Consider the following 23148-nt stretch of genomic DNA (forward strand, 5'->3'; position numbering starts at 1 on the left):
GGGCGCGGGCCGGCCGGGGCAAGGCTCCCCGCCGGTCCGCGCCGGGCGTGACGCGTGACGATAGCTGGAGAATGCATGTGACGAAGCTGGTGCTCAGCCTTGCGACCTCACCTTACGATCGCACCGCCGGCCTGTTCGACGGGCGCATCCGCGTCGAGGGCTGCGATATCGTGCCGGTGGCGCTATCGCCCGAGGAAACCTTCCACCGCGCGTTCAAGCACGCCGAATTCGACATCACCGAGATCTCGCTCAGCTCGCACACGCTGACCGTGGCGCGCGGCACGTCCGCCTATGTCGGCATTCCCGCCTTCACCTCGCGCGCGTTCCGGCACAGCGGCATCTATATCCGCACCGATCGGGGCATCGCCAGCCCGGCGGACTTGCGCGGCAAGACGATCGGCCTGCCCGAATACCAGCAGACCGCCAATGTCTGGATTCGCGCACTGCTCAAGGACGAGTACGGCGTCGGCGCCGACGAGATCCGCTGGCGCGTCGGCGGGATCGAGCAGCCGGGGCGAGGCGAGCGCGCGCCGCTGACGCTGCCGCCCGCGATCGACTATCAGCCGGTGCCGGCCGGCGGCACGCTTTCGCAGATGCTACGCGATGGTGATCTGGACGCGGTGTTCAGCCCCAAGGAGCCGTCATGCTTCAGCCAGGGCGCGCCGCATGTCGATCGCCTGTTCCCCGACTATCAGGGGGTGGAGGAAGACTATTTCCGGCGGACCGGGATCTTCCCGATCATGCATCTGGTGGGCATCCGGCGCGCGCTGGTCGAGCAGCATCCCTGGCTGCCGGTCAGCGTGCTCAAGGCTTTCTCGGCTGCCAAGAAGCTGGCGCTGGAGGAGCTGGGGCTGATCGGCCATCTGGCGGTGACGCTGCCCTGGCCGGTGGCCGCGCTCACCCACGCGCGCAAGCTGATCGGCGAGGATTTCTGGTCCTATGGCGTCGCGCCCAACCGCGCCCAGCTCGAAGCCTTTCTCGACCATTCGGTCGAGCAGGGGCTTTCGGTCCGGCGTGTCGCGCTGGAAGAGCTGTTCGCGCCTTCGGTGCTCGACATGTCGCGGCTGTGAGGGCGTTCAGCGTTTCGCTTTCGACTGGCGCAGATACGTGTTGAGGTTGTCGATGATCGTGTTGATCGCCTGATTGAACCCGGCGAGCTGATCGCTTGTCAGCCCCTTGGTGAAGATCGGCACGCCTTCCTTGATGTTCTCGACCAGGTCGCCGGAGATGGCGCGGCCCTTGTCGGTCAGGCAGATGCGGAAGGCGCGGCGGTCCTGCGGCTCGCGCTCGCGCTTGACCAGGCCCATGCGCTCCATCCGGTCCAGATGCTCGGCGACGGTGGATTGCTCCATGCCGGTGCGCGCGATCAGTTCCTTCTGGATCAGATTGCCTTCCTCCAGCAGCCAGAGCAGCAGCGGGATCTGGCCGGGCCAGGCGCCCACTTCGCCCAGGCGCACGCGCGCCGCCTTTTGCAGCAGGCGCGCCGCGAGGCTGATCTGCGAGCTGATCTGCGCCTCGTCGACAAGGTGCGGAACCTGGGCATCCTTGCCGTTCAGGTGCGCGGCCACGACCTTTTCCGGTGTATTCAACGAAATCTTCCCCTGCCTGACGCCCGGACCGCGCGCGGGAACCGCCCCGGCCGGCCCTCTATGCGGGCATTCCTCTCAACTGCGGCCATAGGCGCGAAGGACGGTAAAAAACAAGATATATCGATTCCGGTTGATTAACACCGGTAGCGATGTATTATGCCCGAAAGCGCACCTGCCGCTCGCTTCGGGAACTCGAAATTGTCTGATATCGCTCCACAAAACACGCTTTCCGTCACGCTGCACGAACGCGATACGGCCAAGATCGCGCAAGTTGCGGTGCGCCATCTGGTCATCGCCGGCTGGACCGGGCGGGACCGCGCAGCGCTGGAAAAGCATATCGCCGAACTGGAGGAACTGGGCATCTGCCGCCCGGCGTCCACGCCGATCTTCTACCGCGTCGCCGCCGCGCGGCTGACCACCGCCCCGGTGATCGAGGCCAGCGGCGGCGCGTCGAGCGGCGAGGTGGAGTTCGCCGTGCTGCGCCACGCGGGCAAGCTGTGGATCGGCGTCGGCTCGGACCATACCGACCGCGAGGTCGAGGCTTATGGCGTCACGGTCTCCAAGCAGATGTGCGACAAGCCGGTCGCCGCCCATTTCTGGGACTATGCCGATGTCCTGCCGCACTGGGACCGGCTGATCCTGCGCTCCTTCATCGTCGAGCAGGGCGAGCGTCGGCTCTATCAGGAAGGCCCGGTCACCGCGATGCTGGCGCCGGCCGACCTGCTCGCCTTGTGGAACGGCGGCGAGATGGCCGAAGGCACGCTGATGTTCTGCGGCACGCTGGCCGCGCAAGGCGGCATCCGGCCTTCGCCCGGCTTCGCCTTCGAGCTGGAAGACCCGGTGTTCGGCCGCACGATCGCACATCGCTATGCCATCTGCGAGCTGGAGGTCGCCGGTTGATGCGTGCCCTGTTTCCGGGCCTGCGCGCGCGGGGCGCGCGGCCATGAAGATCGCCGTGCCCGATCTCATTTCCAATTCCTATTTCCCGGTCTGCGCCGCCGTGGAACTCGGCTGCTTTCGCGACGAGGGGCTCGACCTCGAACTGGAGATGATCTTCCCGGTCGATCGCGCCTACCGGATGCTTGCCGCCGGAGAGATCGCTTTCGTCGGCGGTTCGGCGCATTCGGCGCTGGCGGCCTTTCCCGGCTGGCGCGGGGTCAAGCTGCTCGCCGCGCAGGCGCAGGGGATGTACTGGTTCCTGGTGATGCGCGCCGATCTGGCGGCCCGGCGCGGCGATCTCGCCGTGGTCAAGGGCCGCCGCATCGGCGCTGCGCCCTGGGTCGAGATGGGCTTGCGCCGGCTGCTGGCGGCGGGCGGGATCGACATCGTTCGCGATGAGGTCCAGATCGCGCCGGTTCCCGGCACCGGCGATGGCAGCGTCAATTTCGGCGTGACGGCGGCGCACGCGCTGGCGGCGGGCGCGATCGACGGCTTCTGGGCGAATGGCATGGGCACCGAAGTGGCGGTGCGCGAAGGCGCCGGCACGGTCGTGCTCGATGTGCGGCGGGGCGATGGCCCGGCCGGCGCGTTCGATTACACGTTCGCTTCGCTGGCGACGAGCGATGCCCTGATCGCGCGCGATCCCGCGCTGGCCGCCGCCGCCGTGCGCGGGCTGGTGCGGGCGCAGCGCCTGCTGGCCGCCGATCCGGCACTGGCGACGTGCGTGGGCGAAAAGCTGTTCCCCGCGCGCGAGGCGGCGCTGATCCGTCCGCTGATCGAGCGTGATCTGCCTTACTACCAGCCGGCGATCGGCCGCTCATCCATCACCGGCATGAACGCCTTCCTGCGCGCGCTCGGCCTGCTCGAAGGCGATCCCGCTTACGAGGATGTCGTCGCCACCCGGTTCAGCGCCGAATGGGACGGTCCGGCTCATTAATTCCCCCCGAAGGACACATCATGGCGGTCAACAAGGTTCACGACGAATTCCATGCCATCGACATGGCGGATGGCTGGCAATTGCCCGAAGGCTATCGGCCCGATGCCGGGGTGCACGAGAAGGTCCTGGCCGGCAGCCTCGATCCGGCAGCGAAGCGCGGCACGCGCACGCGGCTGTTGCGCTTCCAGCCGGGCGCCTTTTCCACCAGGCCGTTCACGCACGATTACTGGGAGGAAGTGTTCCTGGTCTCAGGCGATCTCAGCGTCGGCAGCGACGAGCAGGGCCGGGGCGGCACACCGTTCACTGGCGCGACCTATGCCGTGCGGCCGCCGGGGGTGGCGCATGGTCCGTTCCGCTCCGACGGCGGCTGCGTGCTGCTTGAAATCCACTATTACGATCCGGTCTGAGCGCGATGGCGCCCTTGCCGACGCTTGCGGTTCTGGCCGCCGATCTGGCGCGCGGCGCGATCACCAGCCGCGCGCTGGTCGAAGCGTGCCTCGCCGCGATCGCCGATCCCGAAGGCGAAGGCGCGCGCGCGTTCCTGGCGGTGGACGCCGAGGGCGCCCGTGCCGCCGCCGACCGGATCGACGGGTTGCGGCGCGCTGGCGAGGCCGTGCCGCCCCACGCCGGCATTCCGCTTTCGATCAAGGACTTGTTCGATGTCGCCGGGCAAGTGACGCGCGCCGGCTCGATCGTGCTGGCCGACCGGCCGCCGGCCGCGCACGATGCGCCCGCCGTCGCCCGGCTGCGCACGGCCGGCTTCATCCCGATCGGGCGCACCAACATGACCGAGTTCGCCTTTTCCGGGCTCGGCCTCAATCCGCATTACGGCACGCCGCGCAACGCCTGGCACCGCGATGAAGCGCGCATTGCGGGCGGCTCGTCCTCCGGCGCGGCGATCTCGGTGGCGCAAGGCATGGCCCATGCCGGGCTCGGCACCGATACGGGCGGGTCGTGCCGCATCCCCGCCGCGTTCAACCGGCTGGCGGGTTTCAAGCCCACTGCCGGCCGCGTGCCGCGCGAAGGCGCGGTGCCGCTCTCGGTCACGCTCGATTCGGTGGGGCCGATCGCGCGCAGCGTCGCCTGCTGCGCCGCGCTCGACGCCTGCCTTGCGGGCGAGGCGCCGGGCGTGCCATTGGACGCCGACCTTGCCGCGCTGCGCCTGCTCGTGCCCACCGGCTTCCTGGTCGAGGACATGGAACCGGCCATTGCCGAGGGGTTCTCTGGCGCGCTGGCGCGGCTGCGCGATGCGGGCGCGGCGATCGTCCCCGCGCCGCTGCCGATGCTCGATCGCATCGCCGCGATCAACGCCGGGGGCGGCTTTCCCGCCGCCGAAGCCTATGCCTGGCACCGCGACCTGATCGAAAGCCGGGCGGCCAGCTACGATCCGCGTGTGCTCATGCGCATCTGCCGGGGCGCGGAGCAGAGCGATCATGATATTGCCGCGCTGCACGCGGCGCGCGCCGGGCTGGTGCGCGAGGCGACGGCCGCGCTTGCCGGTTTCGACGCGGTGCTGTTCCCCACCGTGCCGATCGCTCCGCCCCGCATCGCCGATCTGGCCGACGACGCGGCTTATTCGCGCATCAACCTGCTGGTGCTGCGCAATTCCACCGCGATCAACATGATCGATGGCTGCGCGATCTCGATCCCGATCGGCGATCCCGCCGGACCGCCCGTGGGCCTGACCATCGCCGGCGCGGGCCATGCCGATCGCCGCGTGCTGGACTGCGCGGCGGCGATCGAGGCGCGGCTGAACGTGGCCGCGTGAAACCCCGCTCCCTTTCCTTCCTGTTTCGCGAGCTGATCCGATATGCTTGAAAATCCCCAGGTTCTTGTCGCCGGTGCTGGCCCGGTCGGTCTGTTCAGCGCGCTGCTGCTGGGCGCGCGCGGCGTGCCGGTGCGCGTGTTCGACATCAATCCCGGGCTTCAGCGCGATCCGCGCGCGGCCACCACCCATCCGGCTACACTGGAAGTGATCGATGTCGACGGGCTGGTCGAGGACATGGCCCGGGTCGGCCTGATCGCGCCGATCTATCAGTTCTGGGACCGGCCCTCGGCCCGGCTGGTCGCCGAGTTCGACCACGGCCTGCTTGGCGACGAAACGCGCTTTCCCTTTGTCATCCAGTGCGAGCAGTTCAAGACCTCGCGCCTGATCCTCGATCGGCTGCTGCGGCTCGGCAATGTCGAAGTGCTGTTCGATCACGAGGTGCTGTTGGTCACGCAGACGGCCGACGCGGTCGCGGTGGAGGTGAAAGGCCCCGGCGGCATCGCCAGCCACCGCGCGGCCTACCTTATCGGCGCGGACGGCGGCCGCAGCACGGTGCGCAAGCAGTGCGACATCGCCTTCGAGGGCTTCACCTGGGACGAGCGCTTCATCGTGCTGACCACGCCGTTCGATTTCGCGGCTGAGCGCGGCTATTGCTACCGCAGCTATTTCGCCGACCCCGAGGCGTGGTGCAATTGCTTCAAGGTGGCCGCCGACGGCCCGCCGGGCCTGTGGCGCACCGTCTTTCCCACCACCGGCGACACCCCGCTTGAGGAACTGATGAGCGATGCCGGCGCGCAGGCGCTGCTGCAGAAGTACTTCCCGGCCGACCGGCCTTACGAGATCGTCCACCGCAACATCTACACCACGCACCAGCGCGTCGCGCACCGCTTCCGGCAAGGGCGGGTGGCGCTGGCCGGCGATGCCGCGCACGTCAACAATCCGATCGGCGGCATGGGGCTGAACGGCGGGTTGCAGGATGCGGCGAACCTGGCCGACAAGCTGAGCGAGATCGTGCTGAACGGCGCGCCCGACAGCCTGCTCGACCTTTACGACCTGCAGCGCCGCACGCTGGCCACCGAATTCGTGCAGGAACAGTCGATCGCCAACAAGAAGCGGCTGGAAGCGAGCGACGAGGAGACCCGCCAGCGCACCTTCGCCCAGTTGAGCGAGACGGCGGCCGACCCGGCCAGGGCGAAGGATTTCCTGTTGCGCTCGTCCATGCTGGTCGCGCAGCGCCGGGTCAACGCGATGACGCTCTAGAGTCAGTCCGCCTCGGGCGGAAGCGGCACCAGCCCACGCCCCCACCCGACCTCCCACGGAAGTATACTTGATGGGAGGTCGGGTGGGGGCGTGGGCTGGTGCCGCATAAACGGCAAGGACTCCCGGCGGATGCCGATCAGCCCGGAACCGCGCCGTCCGCCAGGGCGAGCAGCAGGCCGCCGATGATCGCGATGTTGTTGCGCCAGCTATTGATCGCGGCGGCGCGCTCGCGCCCTTCCATGCGCCAGAAGTCGAGCATCATCGCCGATGCCGCCAGCGTGAAGGCGATCAGCGCCAGGGCGCAGGTGCCTTGCGCGATGCCGAGCATGAACAGCGCGCCCACGGCGATGCGAAAGACGATGCTGATCGCCAGCAGTTCACGCGCGGCCGGCACGCCGCGCCGGGCCATGCCGCCCGCCGTGCCCGCGAAGCCGGCGATGCCGCTCCACCCGCTGAGGACGTAAAGCGATCCCAGCAGCACCCGGCCGCCGGTTTCGAGCAGGGACAGCGCCAGCAAGGGCAGGGCCAGCGGCGTCATCGCGGCTCAGATATCGAGCGAGAGCGTGGGCGAGCACGCGCGCGAGCAGCAGATCATGATCGCCTCGTTCGAAGCGCGCTCGGCCGCGCTGAGGTAAAGATCGCGGTGATCGGGCACGCCGGCCAGCACCCGCGTCATGCAAGTGCCGCACACGCCTTCCTCGCACGACAGCGCGACCGCGACGCCGGCTGCCTCCAGCGCCTCGGCGATGCTCTGGCCGGCGCCGACGGTCACGGTCTTGCCGCTGCGCCGGGCTTCCACGGTGAAGGCATCGCCCGCCAGGTCCGCCTCGGCGCCGAAGTATTCGCGGTGGATCGCCTCGTCGGGCCAGCCGAGCCGCTGTGCGGTGCCCACCACCCAGTCGATATAGCCCCTGGGGCCGCAGACATAGAGGTCGGGCCGCTCGTTGCGCTCGATATGGTCGCCCAGCAGGCGATCGAGATCGAGCCGCTGCGCTTCCGGGCCATCGTCGTAATGGAAATGGCACTGGGCGGCGAAGCCCGCGCCGGCGATCTCATCGGCAAAGGCGGTCTGCGCCTGGCCGCGCGTGCAGTAACGCAGCTCGAACGCGCGGCCCAGCGCGTGCAGGCGATAGGCCATGGCCAGCAGCGGCGTGATGCCGATGCCGCCGGCCAGCAGCAGCGATCGCGGCCGGTCCTCGCGCAGCGGGAAGTGGTTGCGCGGCGCGCCGATGCGCACGACCGCACCTTCCACCAGCCGCGCGTGCGCCGCCTGCGATCCGCCGCGCGAGCGGGGATCGAGCAGGATGGCCAGGCGATAGCGCGATCGGTCCGCAGGATCGCCGCACAGCGAATACTGGCGGACCAGCGCATCGCCCAGATGCACGTCGACATGCGCGCCGGCCTGATGCGCGGGCAGCATCGCGCCATCGGGCGCGACGAGTTCCAGGCTGATGATCTCGGGGGTTTCCTGCGCGCGCGCCGACACTAGCAGATCGAGCAATACGGGGCTCTCCGATGGGGTGGGGGATGCGATATCCGGCCGTGCCGGGCCGCGCGGCGCCATGGCGGCGGCGCGGAGCATCTGGTCGGGGGACTGGTCTGTCATGCGATCACCGTGAGAACCTGCGATTGGCAATATTCGGCAATGCCCTCGCGGGCGGCCTTGCGGCCCTGGCCGCTGTGCTTGAGCCCGCCATAGGGCAGGCGCCGGTCAAGGCTGGCAACGCCATGGCCGTTGACGAAGACGGTGCCGGCTTCCAGCCCCGTGGCCAGATCGGCCGCCCGCGCCGGATCGTGCCCCCAGACCGAGGCGGACAGGCCGAAGTCGCTGGCGTTCGCCCGCGCGATCGCCTCGTCGGGATCGCGATAGGTGGCGATCGGGATCGCCGGGCAGAACTGTTCCTCGACCATCAGCGGCGCGTCGTCGGCGATGTCGGTAACCAGTGTCGGGCGCATGAAATGGCCGCGATCGAACGCCGCCGCATCGTCGATCGTGCCGAGCGGGAGCACGATGGCGCCGCGCGCCCGCGCATCCTCGATGAAGCCGTGCGAGCGCGCCAGCGCGGCGCGCGAATGCAGCGGGCCCATGGTGACATGCGGCAGCAGCCCGTTGCCCACCACCAGCGCATCGACGCATTCGCGGAAGCCCTGCACGAACGCGGCAACATCGTCCTCGTGCAGGTAGAGTCGCTTGATCGCCATGCAGACCTGCCCGGTGTTCATGAACACCGCCCGGCGCAGCGCCGCGAACATCGCCGCGTCCGGCCGGGTGCCGGGCAGCAGGATCGCCGGATCGTTGCCGCCCAGTTCCAGCGTCAGGCTCTTCAGCGTCAGCGCGGCCACGGCGCCGATGCGCGCGGCCGAGGCGCCGCTGCCGGTAAAGGCGATCTTGGCGACATCGGCATCGGTGGTCAGCGTCGGGCCGATGACATCGGGCAGGCCGGTGACGGCATTGACCAGCCCCTCGGGCAAGGCGCGGGCCAGCACGTCGAGCAGGGCCAGCAGCGTCAGCGGGCAGGTCTCGGGCGGCTTGACCACCACCGCGTTGCCCGCGAGCAGCGCCGGGATGACCTGGAGAAAGGCGAGCGCGGCCGGCGCGTTCCACGGCACGATCGAGACGACCACGCCATAAGGCACATGGCGCAGCCGGGTGAAGCCGGCGCCACGGTCCATCGCGCTGCCCGCGTCGAACTGCGCTGCCCAGCCGATCGTCTGGCGCTGGTTCGGCAGGATCGAGGCCAGTTCGCCTTCGGCTTCCCCCAGCGTGCGCCCGTTCTCGCGCGCATAAAGTCCGGCCAGCGAGCCGATCATCGCGCCGACCTGGTCGAGCGCGGCGTTCAGCAGTTCGCCGCGCCGCGTGAACGACAGCCGGCCCCAGCCGCGCTGGGCCCGCTTCGCCGCCGCGATCGCCGCCTTGGCCTCGGCGGCGCCGGCCAGGCCGATCACGCCGACCACGTCTTCGGGTGCGGCCGGGTTGGTCACAGGATGGCGCTCGCCCGCGATGACGCGCGCGCCGCCGATCAGCATCGCGGCCTCGATCGGGGGAAGGGGCAGGTGCACGGCTTCGCCTCGCGCGCTCAATGCGGCCGGACCATGACGTGGAGCAGCGCGCTGCGCCCTTCGGCCAAAGCGGCCAGCGCGCGATCGAGCGCGGCGGGGATCGCGGCGGGATCGGCCACCTGCTCGCCATAGCCGCCGGCCGCCTCGACCGTCCGGGCAAAGTCCATGCCGGTGGGCAGGCGCGAATGGAATTCCTCGCGCGCCTGGGCAATGCCGGCGGGATAGACGCGCTGCACCGCGCCTTTCACCGCGCCCCAGCCGCTATTGTCCAGCACCACGGTCAGGATCGGCAGGGCCTGCGCCCTGGCGACCGCGAAGACGGCGGTGGGGTTGTTGAAATAGAATGTCCCGTCGCCGACGATCTGGACCACGCGCGCGTCCGGCCGGGCGAGCTTGACGCCGAGCGCGACCCCGCCCGAGGCGCCCAGGCCGCCGCCCGGATTGCTGATCATCGTGCCCGGCAGCGGTCGCGGGATCTGCATGGCGACAGTGGCCTGCGAGGTCACCGCCTCGTTGATCACGATGTCGCTCTTGGCCAGCCGCTCGCCCAGCAGGGCGCAGAAATGGTGCGGATTGATGCCGCCCGCCGCGCCGGGATCGGCCGCCAGCCGGTCACGCTCGGCCAGCCGGGCGGTGCGCGCGGCGACCAGCGCGGCGCGGCGGGCTCGCGCGGCGGCGTGAAAGTCCGGCGCGGCGCGGCGCTCGATCGTGTCGGCAAGCTGTTCGAGGATGCGCGCGGCCCGGCCTTGCAGGCGCATGTGCACGGGAAAGGGCCAGAGCGGCGATCCCGCCTTGATCGGGTCCACGTCGATCTGGGCCCAGAACGTCGCCTCGCTGGTGCGCGCGGTCAGCGGAATCCACGGCACTTCGATATCGACCAGCAGCCCGAAATCCACCGTATCGAGCGGGCCAGGCGCGATCCCGCCGAATTCGGGGAATTCCCAGCCGATGTTGTGGACCGAAAGGTAATCGACCACGCGGATGCCGGCCAGCGCCGCCAGCCGGGCGATCGCGTCCGAAGCGGCCGGATCGCGCCCGGCATAGGAGGTGAGCAGCACCGGATCGCGCGCGGCCAGCAGCCGTTCGGCCATGGCCTCGATCGCGGCGGGATCGGCGCCGGCCGGTTCCAGCGGGGGCGCGGTCTCGGCCGGGAAGGCGGGCGCCGCGTCGGCCGGCCACTGCTGCGTCAGGATCTCGCGCGGCAGCATCAGATAGGCCGGGCCCTTGGGCGTGGAATTCATCACGGTATGCGCGCGGCGCAGCGCTTCGCCGGCGGAAAGCCCGGACAGCAGGGTATATTCCCACTTCACGTAAGGCCGCACCAGGCTGGCCTGATCGAACGGCTGCTGGATGAAGTGGACGTAGGTGTCGCGCGATCCGGGCAGTTCGCCGAACGAGGTGAACGGCGCGACGCCCGCCATCAGCAAAAGCGGCACGCGCCAGCGGAACAGGTTGTGCAGCGCCATCGCGGCATTGGCCGTGCCGCTGTCGACATGGACGAAGACCGCCTGCGAGCGGCCGGTGGCCAGCGTGAAACCGGCCGCCATATGCACCGCGACGCTTTCGTGCGGGCACAGGATGACGTTGGGCGCAGGCCGGCCCGCGCTGCGCCAGCGGGCGAATTCCTCGATGATCGGGGCGTGATCGGTGCCGAAATTGGCGAAGACATGCTCCACGCCGATGGCGCGCAGGCCCTCCAGCAGCAGGCAAGAGGCCGTGGCGATCGCGGGTGCCGGGGAATCCTGGGTCTGGGGGAACGTCATCGGGGTAGGCTGTCCGGCTGGTGATCGCTGCGTGATCGGCTTTGGCAAACCGATGCTTGCGAGGATATATATCGTTACCGATGTTTCTTCAAGGCAAAACCGGCGCGGCCAGTGCATTGCATGGCCCGGGCTTGATCCTGGTCATGGCAATCGCGGTTTTACGGCCCTAGTCGCCAGGCTTCTCGCACCGTGCAGGATGGGGCAGCAGGTGGGCCAGGACATCGAAACCGCCGGTTTCCGCGAAGCGGACTTCGCCGCGTTCCGGCAGCGGCTGGAACTGGAGACGCGCAGCCTGGGCCAGGGCTTTGCCGAAGGCCGCCTGTCGCGCGAAGGGCCGCGCATCGGCTTTGAGCTGGAAGCCTGGCTGATTGATCGCAACTGCTTTCCCGCCCCGCATAACCAGAGCTTCCTGGCGCGGCTGCGCGATCCCATGGTGGTGAGCGAGCTGTCGCGCTTCAACATCGAGCTGAACGGCCCGCCGCAGATGTTGGCGGGCGACGGGTTGCTGCGGCTGGAGCGCGGGCTGGCGGCAAGCTGGCGGCGCTGCATCGGCACCGCGCATGACGATGTCGATACCGTGATCGCCATCGGTACGCTGCCGACGCTGCGCGAAAGCGACTTGTCGCTGGCCAATATCACGCCATCGAACCGCTACCTCGCGCTCAATGCCGAACTGGGCAAGGCGCGGCGGGGCGCGCCGCTGCGGATCGACATCGATTGCGCCGACGCGCAAGGCGCGCACCTGCGCACGTGCCATAGCGATGTCATGCTGGAAGCGGCGACGACATCGTTCCAGCTTCACTTGCAGGCGCCGTGCGATCGTCTGCCCGCGCTGTTCAACGCCTCGCTGCTGCTGAGCGCGCCGCTGGTGGCGATCGCGGCCAATTCGCCGTTCCTGTTCGGCCAGCCGCTCTGGCACGAAAGCCGCATCCCGATCTTCGAGCAGGCGCTGGAACAGGCCCCGCCGCGCACGGGCGAAAGCGATCACCGCCGCGTCACGTTCGGCGCCGGCTACCTGGGCGATGATCCCACCGCGATCTTCGCCGAGAACTTGCGCGATTATCCGGTGCTGCTGCCCGTGCCGCCGCACGAGCCGGTCGAACGCTATGCCGCGCTGCGGCTGCACAACGGCACGATCTGGCGCTGGAACCGTGTGCTGGTGGGCTTCGACGCGGATGGCACGCCGCACTTGCGGCTGGAGCACCGCATCATGCCGGCCGGGCCCAGCGTGATCGACATGATCGCCAATGCCGCGTTCTACTACGGCGCGGTGCACATGCTGGCGCAAGTCTCGCGGCCGGGGCGCGAGGGGCTGTCCTTCGCCAGCGCGCGGGCCAATTTCTACACCGCCGCCAAGCATGGGCTGGACGCGCAAGTCATCTGGCTGGACGGGCGCATCCAGCCGGTGCGCGACGTGCTGGCCGAACTCCTGCCGCTCGCGCGCGAAGGGCTGGCGCGCCAGGGCGTGACGGCGGGGCTGATCGACCGCTATCTGGACGTGATCGGCCTGCGGCTGGCCAGCGGGCGCACGGGCGCGGCCTGGCAACTGGCGCATCACGCGCGGCATGGCGATCTGTTCCGGCTCACCGCCGAATACCTCGAACACCAGCGCAGCGGCATGGCGGTTCACGAATGGCCGTTGTAGGAACGCTTGCGGTGCCCGAACTGACGATACGCGATTCGCTGCCTGACGGCTTTCTGGACTGCGCGCCGCGCGATCTGCACCGGCTGCTGCCCGAACCGACCCTGATCGAACTGCCCGGCCGACGGGCCGCGCCGCTGTTCGTCTCGATCCTGCTCCACGGCAACGAAACGTCGAGCCTGGCGGCGATCCAGCAATTGCTGCGCGCGCGTGCCGGCCATGCGCTGCCGCGCGCGCTGATGCTGCTGGTCGGCAATGTCAGCGCCGCGCGCGAAGGCCTGCGGCGGCTGGACGGCCAGCCGGACTACAACCGGATCTGGCCCGGCACCGTCGCGCACGCGGGCACGCCCGAGGCGGCGGTGATGGCGCAAGTCCACGCGCGCGTGCTGGCCCGCCAGCCTTTCGCCGCGATCGACCTGCACAACAACACCGGGCTCAATCCCTATTACGCGGTGGTCTGCGGCCCCGATCCCCGCACGCTGCATCTGGCCGCGCTGTTCTCGCGCATCGCGGTGTGGTTTCGCGGCATTCCCGGCACGCAGACCGCCTCGTTCGCCGGCGCGATCCCGGCGATCACGGCCGAATGCGGCCAGCCCGGAGTGGCGGCGAACGCCACGGCGGCGGCGCGGCTGGTCGATGCCGCGCTCAGCCTTGCCGCCTTTCCCGATCACCCGCTGCGGCACGAGGATATCGACCTCTATCACACCATGGCGGTGGTGCGCGTGCGGCCGGACGTGGCGATCGGCGCCGCGGCGGACGCGGCTGGGCTGCGCTTCGATGCCGGGCTAGACCGCATGAACTTTCGCGAGATGCCCGCCGGCGCGCGCTTTGGCGAGACGGGCCATGCCATGCCGGTGGAGGTGGTGGACGAAGCCGGGCGCGATGTGGCCGGCAAGTTCTTCAGCACCCGGGGCGGCGTGCTGCGCCTGCGCCGCGATGCCATGCCGGCGATGCTGACTTGCGATGAACGCGTCATCCGCCAGGATTGCCTGTGCTACCTGATGGAGCGCGTGGGCGGCCACGACATGCCGCCGGGCGCGATCGCCTGAAGGCGCCGGCGCGGAAGGCGGATCGCCGCCCGCGCCGGGTTCGCCCTGATCCCATCGGCCAGGGCATCAGCCCCGGCCGGAGTCTGTTACGGTCAGCCCCAGCCGACGATGGCCTTGGTTTCCAGATACTCGTGGAAGCCCAGTTCGCCCCACTCGCGCCCGTTGCCCGAACGCTTGTAGCCGCCGAACGGGGCGTGGAAATCGAACCCGCCGTTGACCCAGATCGCGCCGGTGCGCATCTTGCGCGCCACCGCGCGGGCGGTTTCCAGATCGTTGCCGCTGACGTAGCCGCCCAGGCCGAAGGGGCTGTCGTTGGCGATCTCGACCGCATGGTCGAGATCGTCGTAGCCGATGATGACGAGCACCGGGCCGAAGATCTCCTCGCGCGCGATCACCATCTGGTTGGTGCCGACGAACACCGTGGGCTTGACGTACCAGCCCTTGTCCAGCCCTTCGGGCCGGCCCAGGCCGCCCGCGATCAGTTCGGCGCCTTCCTCCAGGCCCTTCTCGATATAGTCCTGGATGATGTTGTACTGGCTCTTGGACACGACCGGGCCCATTGCGAAGTTGCCTTGCGGATCGCCCACGGTGACGCCGTTGGCGGCCTCGGCGGCGGCGGCCTTGACTTCGTCCATGCGCGCGGCGGGAACCAGCAGGCGCGATCCGGCCGAGCAGGTCTGGCCCGAATTGCCCATCATGCCGGCGGTGGCACCCGCGACGTTGGCGGCCATGGCATCATCGTCGAGCACGATCCACGCGCTCTTGCCGCCCAGTTCCAGCCCGACGCGCTTGACCGTGTCGGCCGCGTCCTTCTGGATCTGCACGCCCACCGGCTCGGACCCGGTGAACGAGATCATGTCCACGTCCTCGTGCTTCGAAAGCGCCGCGCCGATCACGCTGCCCTGGCCCTGGATCATGTTGAACACGCCGGCGGGCACCCCGCTGGCGTGCAGGATCTCGGCCAGGATCTGGGCCGAATAGGGTGCCAGTTGCGGCGGCTTGAGGATCATCGTGCAGCCGGTGGCGAGCGCCGGGAAGATCTTCACGCAGGTCTGGTTCATCGGCCAGTTCCAGGGGGTGATCAGGCCGCACACGCCGATCGGCTCACGCCGCAGCATGGTGACGCCGCGCTGTTCCTCGAACTTGAATTCCTTCAGCACTTCGATCGCGGTGCCCAGGTGCCCCTTGCCCAGCAGGGTGTGGAAGCCGCAGGCGAGCGAGCGCGGCGCGCCCATCTCTTCCATCACCGCTTCGCCCAGTTCCTGCTCGCGCTTCAGGTATTCCGCCTGGATCGTCTCGAGCAGGTCGAGCCGGTCCTTCACCGAGGTTTCCGAATAAGTCGCGAAAGCCTTGCGGGCGGCGGCGACGGCAAGGTCCACGTCATCGGGCGAGCCGAGCGAGATCGTGCCGGAGACTTCCTCGGTGGCCGGATTGATCACTTCGGCCGTCTTGGGCGTGACCGGATCGACCCACTGGCCGTCGATGTAGAACTTCAGATATTCGCGCATAACATCTCCCGGGGATCGCGAACGGGGCGTTTGCGGCCCCGAACGTCACCGGCGCGCCGCCCTTCCGCAAGGGCGACGCGCCGTGAAAACTGCGGCGTTGGTCGCCTTCTTACTGCGTGCCTTCGGCGTACCAGGTGCGGAATTCGGAGTAGTTGGGCATTTCCTCCGAGTTTGCCTTGGGATCGATCGGCACGTGGATCACGCCGACCTTGCCGCTGGCATAGGCGCGGGCGATGGCCGGGCCGATGTCGGCGGCCTTGCTGACGAATTCGCCATAGCAGCCGAAGCCTTCGGCGATCTTGTCGAAGCGAACCTTGTCGGACCAGTGCGTGCCGGTTTCCCTGGTCCCCTGGCCGAAGGTGCGCTTGTAGACGCCCACTTCGAGGCCCCACTGGAAATCGACGCCGACGACGCAGACCAGCGGCAGGTTCTCGCGCACGGCCACTTCCAGCTCACCGATGTGGAACAGGAACGAGGAATCGCTGGTCAGCAACATGCCGGGGCGCGACTTGCCGGTCTGCGCCCGGTCGGCCAGCATCGCGCCGGTCGCATAAGGCAGGCCGGTGCCGATGTGGCCGTAGTTCTGGTTCCAGATCACGTCCTTGGGCTTGCACTGCGAATAGGTCCACTGGAAGATCACCGTGGCGCCGCCGTCGCGGATCATGATGCCGTCCTTGGGGAAGGCCTTGGTCGCTTCGGTGACGAACTGGCTGGTGTGCATCAGGCTTTCGCTGCCGTCGGGCTTGCCGGCGGCTTCCTCGGCCAGTTCGACGAGCTGCTGCGCGTCGCGCTGGATATAGGCCGAAAGCTCCTCGGACGGCTTGCGGCCGCCCAGTTCCTTCAGCGCCCGCGAAAGCTGCGGCACCACTGCGCGCACGTCACCGACCAGCGGCACGTCGATCGGGCGGTTGACGCCGATCGCGGTGGGGTCCTGCTGGACGTAGATCCACTTGCGGTTGGCCTCGTTGTCCACCCAGTGGCGCCAGCGGCCATAGTGCGAAGGCTCGCCCAGCTCGGTCGCCAGCGCGACGCAGCAGTCGCTCTCCACCACCGCGTCGATCGAGACTTCCGAGAAGCCATAGGGGAAGGTGCGGTCTTCCAGCCCTTCGATGAAGCTGGTGCCGCCCGAGGTCTGGATCACCGGGCACTGCATCAGGTCGGCCAGTTCCTTGACCGCCGCGCCCGATTTCGAGGTGTGCACGCCGTGGCCGACCAGCAGCACCGGCTTCTTGGCTTCGGCGATGATCTTGGCCGCTTCGGCGATGCGATCGCCGTCGGCGCCCTGCATGGTAAGGCGATAGCGGCTGGGCGGCAGGATCGGCGTGTTGGGCACTTCCTCCAGGATCACGTGCGCCGGATATTCGATATAGGCCGGCCCGGGCGTGCCCGACATGCAGACGCGGATCGCCTCGCGCACGATCTCGTCCACCTGGTCGGCATATTCGATCGAGCTGGAGAACTTGACCGAATCCTCGATCATCGGCTCCTGCCGCACGAACTGGATGCGGCCGCGGCGCACGCGGCGCTCGGTGATGCGGGCGCGCTGGCCGCCGATGAAGATGACCGGGTCGTTCTCCACCTTGGCGCACTGGATCGCGGGCATCGCGTTGGCCATGCCGGGCCCGAGCGTGGCGATGCAGACCGAAGGCTTGCCGGTGATGCGCGCCGCGGCGGCGGCCATGTGGCCGGTCGCGGCCTCGTGGTGCGAGGAAACGACGGTCCAGCCGCGCGTCTCGGCTTCGAGGAACAAGTGAACGAAATTGGGATCGGGAATGCCGAACAGCGTCTTGATTCCCTCGGCCTCGAACAGGTCGAGCATACGCTTGTATACAGGTATGCCCGCGCTTGCCGCCTGTTTGGTTTCCGCCTGAGGCTGGTCATCGTACATCGTGTTGCCTTTCCTGATCTCGGTCCTGTAGGTCTGGTTCAAATTCTCAAGGGAGGTCAATTGGTTGGCTGAAAAGCGCGGATTGCGTTGCGGCGTTGGCCGCGTCCGCTCCATCCCGATCGCGCGTTCTGGCTGGCCACCCTCCCAAGGTTCGACTTGGATTCGCTGTTAGCCCAAGTGGATGGGGCCTGCCAGTTCAAATCAACAGCACTGTCTACTTCGTCGCGGCCCGCGCTCCGGCCATCGCCGGGGCGTCATCGGTCAGCCCCGCCAGCACCGCCTCGGTATCCGCGCCCAGCAACGGCGCGGGGCCGGCGACATGGCCCGGAGTGGCGGAAAACCACGTCGGCACGCCCGGGAAAGTGACCGGGCCCTGATCGCTGTCGACCGTTTCGAAAAAGCCGATCGTGGCCAGGTGCTCGTTCGCGAAAAGTTCGTCGGTGGTGCGCAGGCGCGCGCAGGGGATGTGCAGTTCGCCCAGCAGCGCGATCCATTCGTCGGTCGTGCGTTCCAGGAAGGTCTCGCCCAGCAGGCCATAGACCCGGCCGATCTGCCGGGCGCGCTTTTCCAGGCTGTCGAACTCGGCGCTGGCCCATGCTGGCCGCACCGCGTCGATGAAGGCGGCCCAGTGCTTGTCGTTATAGACCAGCGCGGCGACATAGCCGTCCCTGGTCCGGTAGGGCCGCCGGTTCTTCTCGACCGCGCGGTGGTAATGCGCCGGGGTGGTGGGCGGATCGAACATCGCGCCGTTGGCGTGCTCCACCAGCATGAACGAGGTCATCGCCTCGAACATCGTCACTTCCACTTCCTGGCCTTCGCCCTTGCCGCGCCCGCCCGTGCGCTCGCGGTGGAACAGCGCCATCATCGTGGCGTAAAGCGCGTGCAGGCCCGCCACCTTGTCGGCCATGATCGTGGCGACGAAGCCGGGCTCGCCGTTCATCAGGCCCTGCACATAGGGAATGCCGCATTCGGCCTGGATGGTATCGTCATAGGCCGGCTTGTCCGCCTCGGGCCCGCGCCGCGAATAGCCGTAGCAATTGGTGTAGATGATGTCCGGGCGGATCGCGCGCACCGCCGGGTAATCGAAGCCCAGCTTGGCGATCGCGCTGCCGCGCATCGAATGGATGAACACGTCGGCGGTGGCGATCAGCCTTTCGAGCGCGGCCTTGTCCGCTTCCTGCCGCAAGTCGAGCATCACGCTCTTCTTGCCCCGGTTCACGTTGACATAGATGCCGCCCATGCCCGGCACCGGGCCCGTGGTGATCCAGCGGGTGTTGTCGCCGGCGGGCGGCTCGATCTTGATCACTTCGGCGCCCATGTCGGCCATGATCTGCGTGGCGTAAGGCCCGAAGACCACGCTGGTCAGGTCGATCACCCTGATGCCCGCGAGCGGTCCGGTCGGCCGGGCGGCGTCTTCCCGGGCAGTTTCTTCCATCGCATCCTCCGCGTCGATCCTGGCCTGCTAGCCGAGGCCATCAGTCTCGTCTATTCGTATTTCGGTTCATTGGGCGAATATCGGGACATTGGCCAGTTGTCTTGGCCCGACCGCGCTGCTACCGCGCCCGCCGGACAGGATTGCGCCGGAAAGGTCGGGCCCATGGATTTCTCCTTCACCGAAGACCAGCAGAACATCCGCGAGGCAGTGCTCAGGCACTGTTCGCAGTTCCCCGACGAATACTGGCTGGAGCATGATCGTTCGGGCGAATTTCCCACCGATTTCCACATGGCGATGGCCGAGGCCGGCTGGCTGGGCGTCGCCATGCCCGAATCGGTGGGCGGCTCGGGGCTCGGCATCACCGAGGCGGCGGTGATGATGCAGGCCGTGGCCGAAAGCGGTGGCGGCATGACGGCGGCCTCGGCGATCCACGGGCCCGTCTTCGGGCTGGAGCCGGTGATCCTGTTCGGCACCGAAGAGCAGCAGCAGCGCATGATCCCGCCGATCCTTTCGGGCGCGGAAAAGATGTGCTTCGCCGTGACCGAGCCCAATACCGGGCTCGACACCACCAGCCTCAAGACCCGGGCCGAAAAGGTCGCGGGCGGCTACCGCGTCAACGGCGAGAAGATCTGGATCACCAATGCCCATGTCGCCGATCGCATGTTGCTGATCGCGCGCACCACCCCGCTCGAGGAGGTCAAGCGCAAGACCGAGGGGCTGACCCTGTTCTATACCCGGCTTGATCGTGAGCATATCGAGCACCGGCTGATCCCCAAGATGGGCCGCCACGCGGTGGGATCGAACATGCTGTTCATCACCGACCTGTTCATTCCCGAGGAAGACCGCATCGGCGCCGAAGGGCAGGGCTTCAGGATCCTGCTGCAAGGGCTCAATCCCGAGCGCGTGCTGCTCGGTGCCGAAGCGACCGGCCTTGGCCGCGTGGCGATCCAGAAGGCATCGCGCTATGCGCGCGAGCGCGTGGTGTTCGGCCGGCCGATCGGCCAGAACCAGGGCATCCAGCACCCGCTGGCCAAGGCGTGGATGCAGGTGGAGGCGGCCAGCCTGATGGTGTTCAAGGCTGCCACCCTGTTCGACAAGGGCGAGGATTGCGGCACCGAGGCCAATGCCGCCAAGTACCTGGCCGCCGAGGCCGGCTATGAGGCGTGCCAGACCGCGGTCATGTCGATGGGCGGCATGGGCTATGCGCAGGAATACCATGTCGAGCGCTATCTGCGCGAAGTGCTGATCCCGCGCATCGCCCCGGTCAGCCCGCACCAGATCATGAACTACATCGCCGAGCGCGTGCTTGAGTTGCCGAAGTCCTACTGACAAAGGCAACGCCAAGCTCACCGTGACGAGAGGATAGTCCATGCCCGTTACCCACGAACCGATTTCCGCCCGTTCCTGGCTGTTCGCGCCGGGCGACAGCGAGAAGAAGATGACCAAGGCGATGGATGGGCCGGCCGACATCGTCCTGATCGACCTGGAAGACGCGGTCGCGCCCGACAACAAGGCCCATGCCCGGCCGATGGTGCACGATTTCATCAAGGCCCATCCCGAGCAACGCCAGCGCCTGTGGGTGCGGATCAATCCGTTCGACGGCCCGCATACCCTGGCCGATCTGGCCGCGATCATGCCGGCCCGGCCCGGCGGGATCATGCTGCCCAAGGTCTATGGCCGCGCCGATGTCGAAAAGCTCGACCACTGCCTGTCCGCGCTCGAAGTCGCCCACGGGATCGAGGAAGGCTCCACCCCGGTGATCGTGCTCATCACCGAGACGGCCGAGGCGATGTTCCACACCGGCGACTACAAGGGCGCGCCGCGCGTCGTCGCGCTGACCTGGGGCGCGGAAGACCTGGCCGATTCGATCGGCGCCAGTTCGAACAGGAATGCGGACGGTTCCTATTCCTTCACCTATGAACTCGCCCGCAGCCTGACCGTGCTGGGCGCGGCCGCCGCCGGCGTGACCGCGATCGAGACGATCTCGGCCGATTTCAAAGATCTGGAAGCGCTGCGCCTGCGGGCCGAGCGTGTCCGGCGCGATGGCTATCGCGGGATGCTGGCGATCCACCCTGCGCAGATCGACGTGATCAACGCGGCCTTCACGCCGACCGACGCGGAAATCGCCGAGGCGCAGGAGATCGTCGATCTCTTCGCCGCCAACCCCGGCGTCGGCGCGATCGGCTGGAAGGGCGGAATGCTTGACCGGCCCTATCTCGCCCGGGCCGAGCGGCTGCTGCGCCAGGCCGGCAAGCCGTGACGATCCGGGTCGCCGCGGCCGATCTGGACCTTGGCGGGTTCCTGCGCGCCGGAGACCGCGTGGTCTTCGGCCAGGCCTGCGGCGAGCCGACCACGCTGGTCGAGGCGCTGATCGCGCAAGGGGCCGGCATCGGCGGGCTGGGCGCGTTCATCGCCACCAGCTTTTCCGGGCTGTTCACGCCCGAGACCGCCAGTGCCTTTCGCCTCTCGTCGATGGGCGCGATCGGCGCGCTGCGGGCCATGACCAGGGAGCAGGCGCTGGACGTGATCCCGGTCCACGTCAGCCAGGTCGGCCCGCTGATCGCCACCGGGGTGATCGGCTGCGAGGTGGCGATGATCCAGGTCAGCCCGGCCGACGCGCAGGGCAACCATTCCTGCGGCCTGATCAGCGATTATGTGCGCGCCGCCGTAAACCGGGCGCGCGTGGTGATCGCCGAAGTCAACGAACAGGTACCCTATGTGCCGGGCGAGACGATCCCGGCATCGGCGATCGACGTCGCGGTCACGGTCAGCCGCGCGCCGGTGGAAGTGGCGCCCGCGAAAATCGGCGAGACTGATGAGGCCATCGCGCGGCACTGCGCGGCCTATATCGGCGACGGCTCGGTGATCCAGACCGGGGTGGGCGCGGTGCCCGACGCGATCCTGCGCCTGCTGCACGATCGCAAGGACCTGGGCGTCCATTCCGGGATGCTGGGCGACGGCCTGGTCGATCTGGCCGAAGCCGGCGTGCTGACCAACGCGCGCAAGGAGATCGACGCCGGCATTTCGATCAACGGCGCGCTGATCGGCACGCGCCGGCTCTATGACTGGGCGGCGAACAACCCGGCGATCCGCATGACGCCGACGAGCTATACGCACGATGCGGCCGTGCTTGGCCGGCTGTCGCGGTTGGTCACGATCAATTCGGCACTGGAAGTGGACCTGACCGGGCAAGTCAATGCCGAGCAATCGGGCGCGGCCTATCTCGGCGGCACCGGCGGGCAGGTCGATTTCGTCCGCGCCGGCGCGCGCTCGCCGGGCGGCGCCTCGCTGATGGTGCTCGCCTCGACCGCGAAAGGCGGGACGATCAGCAAGATCGTGCCCGCGCTGTCGGGCCCTGTCACCACCGCGCGCAGCGAAGTGGACGTGGTCGTCACCGAATATGGCGCGGCCGAACTCAAGGGCCGCTCGCTGGCCGAGCGCGCGCGCCGGCTGGTCGCGGTGGCACACCCGGATTTCCGCGCGGAACTGGACCGCGCCGCGCACGCGATTGCCAAGAGGGGATTCTGACGATGAGCGAACCCGTGCTGTTTGATGCCCGCGACGATGGCATCGCGGTGATCACGATCAACCGGCCGGAGCAGCGCAATTGCCTCAGCCGCGAAGTGCGCGAGGCGTTGCGCGCGGCGTGGCTGCGCTTTGAGAACGATGCCGCGCTGCGCATCGCCATCCTGACCGGCGCGGGCGAGAAATCGTTCTGCGCGGGCGGCGATCTCAAGGAAATGGTCGAGACGGGGATGAAGGTGCCGCCGCGCGATTTCATCCCGGTGCCTTACGACAATCTGGAACTGACCAAGCCGACGATCGCGGCGGTCAACGGCTTCGCCTTTGCCGGCGGCTGGCTGATCGCGCAGGCCTGCGACTTGTGCGTGGCCAGCACCAACGCGAAGTTCGCCATCACCGAAGTGAAGATCGGGCGCGGCAGCCCCTGGGCCGCGCCGCTGATCCACATGATCCCGCAGCGGATCATGATGGAGATCATGCTCACCGGCAGGCCGATCACTGCGCAGCGCGCTTACGAGGTCGGGCTGGTCAATCGCCTGGCCGAACCCGAGGTGCTGATGGACGCGGCGCTGGAGCTGGCGCGCGAAGTGCTGGAAGGCGCGCCGCTCTCGGTCAAGGCCGCGCGCGAGACGGTGATGCTCGCCACCGAGATGGGGCGCGGGGCCGCGCTGCAGGCCGCCCGCGCCGCCCACGAAGTCACCTACAATTCCGGGGACGCGCAGGAAGGCCCGCGCGCCTTCGCCGAAAAGCGCAAGCCGGAGTGGAAGGGCCGGTAGGCTAGGGCCGGC

20 protein-coding genes are annotated in these 23148 nt (G+C 68.5%); 12 read left to right on the top strand and 8 right to left on the bottom strand.

What is annotated here, in order from left to right:
• The first annotated feature begins 77 nt into the window (after positions 1–77).
• Positions 78–1070, top strand: a complete 993-nt coding sequence (locus PYV00_RS07350; RefSeq protein WP_428981613.1) for an ABC transporter substrate-binding protein — start codon at positions 78–80, stop codon at positions 1068–1070.
• 6 nt (positions 1071–1076) lie between these two features.
• Here the strand turns inward: PYV00_RS07350 and PYV00_RS07355 are convergent, their stop codons facing one another.
• Positions 1077–1589: a MarR family winged helix-turn-helix transcriptional regulator gene (locus tag PYV00_RS07355; RefSeq protein WP_275227628.1), complete on the bottom strand. Its 513-nt coding sequence runs from the start codon at positions 1587–1589 to the stop codon at positions 1077–1079.
• A gap of 198 nt (positions 1590–1787) precedes the next feature.
• Between PYV00_RS07355 and PYV00_RS07360 the strand changes: the two genes are divergently transcribed.
• From PYV00_RS07360 to PYV00_RS07380, 5 genes are read left to right on the top strand one after another with little or no spacing between them, the layout of a single operon-like run.
• Entirely contained in the window at positions 1788–2489 is a 702-nt protein-coding gene (locus PYV00_RS07360) for a DUF2848 domain-containing protein (RefSeq protein ID WP_275227629.1), read from the top strand.
• Between the two features lie 43 nt (positions 2490–2532).
• Entirely contained in the window at positions 2533–3465 is a 933-nt protein-coding gene (locus PYV00_RS07365) for an ABC transporter substrate-binding protein (protein WP_275227630.1), read from the top strand.
• A gap of 20 nt (positions 3466–3485) precedes the next feature.
• Positions 3486–3872 carry a cupin domain-containing protein gene (locus PYV00_RS07370; RefSeq protein WP_275227631.1) on the top strand — a complete coding sequence of 129 codons (387 nt, stop codon included), beginning with the start codon at positions 3486–3488 and terminating at the stop codon, positions 3870–3872.
• A gap of 5 nt (positions 3873–3877) precedes the next feature.
• Entirely contained in the window at positions 3878–5233 is a 1356-nt protein-coding gene (locus PYV00_RS07375) for an amidase (RefSeq protein ID WP_275227632.1), read from the top strand.
• Positions 5234–5275: 42 nt separating this feature from the next.
• A complete protein-coding gene (locus PYV00_RS07380; RefSeq protein WP_275227633.1) occupies positions 5276–6493 on the top strand; it encodes an FAD-dependent oxidoreductase in 1218 nt (405 codons plus the stop codon).
• Positions 6494–6629: 136 nt separating this feature from the next.
• On the opposite strand, the gene PYV00_RS07385 is transcribed toward PYV00_RS07380, so the two are convergent.
• Genes PYV00_RS07385 through PYV00_RS07400 form a run of 4 tightly spaced genes read right to left on the bottom strand, consistent with a single transcriptional unit; the run spans position 6630 to position 11316 of the window.
• Entirely contained in the window at positions 6630–7031 is a 402-nt protein-coding gene (locus PYV00_RS07385; protein WP_275227635.1) for a DoxX family protein, read from the bottom strand.
• Positions 7032–7037: 6 nt separating this feature from the next.
• On the bottom strand, positions 7038–8099 hold the full coding sequence (locus tag PYV00_RS07390) for a PDR/VanB family oxidoreductase (protein ID WP_275227636.1): 1062 nt from the start codon (positions 8097–8099) through the stop codon (positions 7038–7040).
• On the bottom strand, positions 8096–9553 hold the full coding sequence (locus PYV00_RS07395) for an aldehyde dehydrogenase family protein (RefSeq protein ID WP_275227637.1): 1458 nt from the start codon (positions 9551–9553) through the stop codon (positions 8096–8098). The genes PYV00_RS07390 and PYV00_RS07395 overlap by 4 nt, the downstream gene beginning before the upstream one ends.
• Positions 9554–9570: 17 nt before the next feature.
• Positions 9571–11316 (bottom strand): thiamine pyrophosphate-requiring protein, encoded by a 1746-nt coding sequence (locus tag PYV00_RS07400; RefSeq protein WP_275227638.1) that lies wholly within the window; start codon positions 11314–11316, stop codon positions 9571–9573.
• A gap of 208 nt (positions 11317–11524) precedes the next feature.
• Between PYV00_RS07400 and PYV00_RS07405 the strand changes: the two genes are divergently transcribed.
• On the top strand, positions 11525–12961 hold the full coding sequence (locus PYV00_RS07405) for a hypothetical protein (RefSeq protein WP_275227639.1): 1437 nt from the start codon (positions 11525–11527) through the stop codon (positions 12959–12961).
• Positions 12949–14007 carry a M14 family metallopeptidase gene (locus PYV00_RS07410; protein WP_275227640.1) on the top strand — a complete coding sequence of 353 codons (1059 nt, stop codon included), beginning with the start codon at positions 12949–12951 and terminating at the stop codon, positions 14005–14007. The genes PYV00_RS07405 and PYV00_RS07410 overlap by 13 nt, the downstream gene beginning before the upstream one ends.
• A 92-nt stretch (positions 14008–14099) precedes the next feature.
• On the opposite strand, the gene PYV00_RS07415 is transcribed toward PYV00_RS07410, so the two are convergent.
• From PYV00_RS07415 to PYV00_RS07425, 3 genes are all read right to left on the bottom strand, one after another.
• On the bottom strand, positions 14100–15515 hold the full coding sequence (locus tag PYV00_RS07415) for an aldehyde dehydrogenase family protein (protein WP_275227641.1): 1416 nt from the start codon (positions 15513–15515) through the stop codon (positions 14100–14102).
• A 109-nt stretch (positions 15516–15624) separates the two neighbouring features.
• Positions 15625–17445 carry a thiamine pyrophosphate-binding protein gene (locus PYV00_RS07420; RefSeq protein ID WP_275227642.1) on the bottom strand — a complete coding sequence of 607 codons (1821 nt, stop codon included), beginning with the start codon at positions 17443–17445 and terminating at the stop codon, positions 15625–15627.
• Positions 17446–17617: 172 nt separating this feature from the next.
• The gene (locus PYV00_RS07425) at positions 17618–18838 is read right to left on the bottom strand and encodes a CaiB/BaiF CoA transferase family protein (protein ID WP_275227643.1); all 1221 of its coding nucleotides are present in this window, start codon (positions 18836–18838) and stop codon (positions 17618–17620) included.
• A 162-nt stretch (positions 18839–19000) separates the two neighbouring features.
• Here PYV00_RS07425 and PYV00_RS07430 point away from each other — a divergent pair, with 162 nt between their 5' ends.
• The 4 genes from PYV00_RS07430 to PYV00_RS07445 are packed head-to-tail and all read left to right on the top strand — an operon-like array spanning position 19001 to position 23136.
• Complete coding sequence (locus tag PYV00_RS07430) at positions 19001–20167, top strand: acyl-CoA dehydrogenase family protein (protein WP_275227644.1); 1167 nt, start codon at positions 19001–19003, stop codon at positions 20165–20167.
• 40 nt (positions 20168–20207) lie between these two features.
• Positions 20208–21098, top strand: a complete 891-nt coding sequence (locus tag PYV00_RS07435) for an HpcH/HpaI aldolase/citrate lyase family protein (protein WP_275227645.1) — start codon at positions 20208–20210, stop codon at positions 21096–21098.
• Positions 21095–22366, top strand: a complete 1272-nt coding sequence (locus tag PYV00_RS07440) for an acetyl-CoA hydrolase/transferase family protein (RefSeq protein WP_275227646.1) — start codon at positions 21095–21097, stop codon at positions 22364–22366. The genes PYV00_RS07435 and PYV00_RS07440 overlap by 4 nt, the downstream gene beginning before the upstream one ends.
• A 2-nt stretch (positions 22367–22368) precedes the next feature.
• Entirely contained in the window at positions 22369–23136 is a 768-nt protein-coding gene (locus PYV00_RS07445) for an enoyl-CoA hydratase/isomerase family protein (protein ID WP_275227647.1), read from the top strand.
• The last annotated feature ends 12 nt before the right edge of the window (positions 23137–23148 follow it).

The sequence above is a fragment of the Novosphingobium album (ex Liu et al. 2023) genome (assembly GCF_029076845.1).
GTDB lineage: Bacteria > Pseudomonadota > Alphaproteobacteria > Sphingomonadales > Sphingomonadaceae > Novosphingobium.

What these genes read in the sequence shown, in the direction of transcription:
- PYV00_RS07430 (WP_275227644.1), top strand. Translation starts at nt 19,001, where the DNA reads ATGGATTTCTCCTTCACCGAAGACCAGCAGAACATCCGCGAGGCAGTG.
- PYV00_RS07410 (WP_275227640.1), top strand. Translation starts at nt 12,949, where the DNA reads ATGGCCGTTGTAGGAACGCTTGCGGTGCCCGAACTGACGATACGCGAT.
- PYV00_RS07445 (WP_275227647.1), top strand. Translation starts at nt 22,369, where the DNA reads ATGAGCGAACCCGTGCTGTTTGATGCCCGCGACGATGGCATCGCGGTG.
- PYV00_RS07385 (WP_275227635.1), bottom strand. Translation starts at nt 7,031, where the DNA reads ATGACGCCGCTGGCCCTGCCCTTGCTGGCGCTGTCCCTGCTCGAAACC.
- PYV00_RS07365 (WP_275227630.1), top strand. Translation starts at nt 2,533, where the DNA reads ATGAAGATCGCCGTGCCCGATCTCATTTCCAATTCCTATTTCCCGGTC.
- PYV00_RS07425 (WP_275227643.1), bottom strand. Translation starts at nt 18,838, where the DNA reads ATGGAAGAAACTGCCCGGGAAGACGCCGCCCGGCCGACCGGACCGCTC.
- PYV00_RS07375 (WP_275227632.1), top strand. Translation starts at nt 3,878, where the DNA reads ATGGCGCCCTTGCCGACGCTTGCGGTTCTGGCCGCCGATCTGGCGCGC.
- PYV00_RS07435 (WP_275227645.1), top strand. Translation starts at nt 20,208, where the DNA reads ATGCCCGTTACCCACGAACCGATTTCCGCCCGTTCCTGGCTGTTCGCG.
- PYV00_RS07390 (WP_275227636.1), bottom strand. Translation starts at nt 8,099, where the DNA reads ATGACAGACCAGTCCCCCGACCAGATGCTCCGCGCCGCCGCCATGGCG.
- PYV00_RS07415 (WP_275227641.1), bottom strand. Translation starts at nt 15,515, where the DNA reads ATGCGCGAATATCTGAAGTTCTACATCGACGGCCAGTGGGTCGATCCG.
- PYV00_RS07380 (WP_275227633.1), top strand. Translation starts at nt 5,276, where the DNA reads ATGCTTGAAAATCCCCAGGTTCTTGTCGCCGGTGCTGGCCCGGTCGGT.
- PYV00_RS07370 (WP_275227631.1), top strand. Translation starts at nt 3,486, where the DNA reads ATGGCGGTCAACAAGGTTCACGACGAATTCCATGCCATCGACATGGCG.
- PYV00_RS07400 (WP_275227638.1), bottom strand. Translation starts at nt 11,316, where the DNA reads ATGACGTTCCCCCAGACCCAGGATTCCCCGGCACCCGCGATCGCCACG.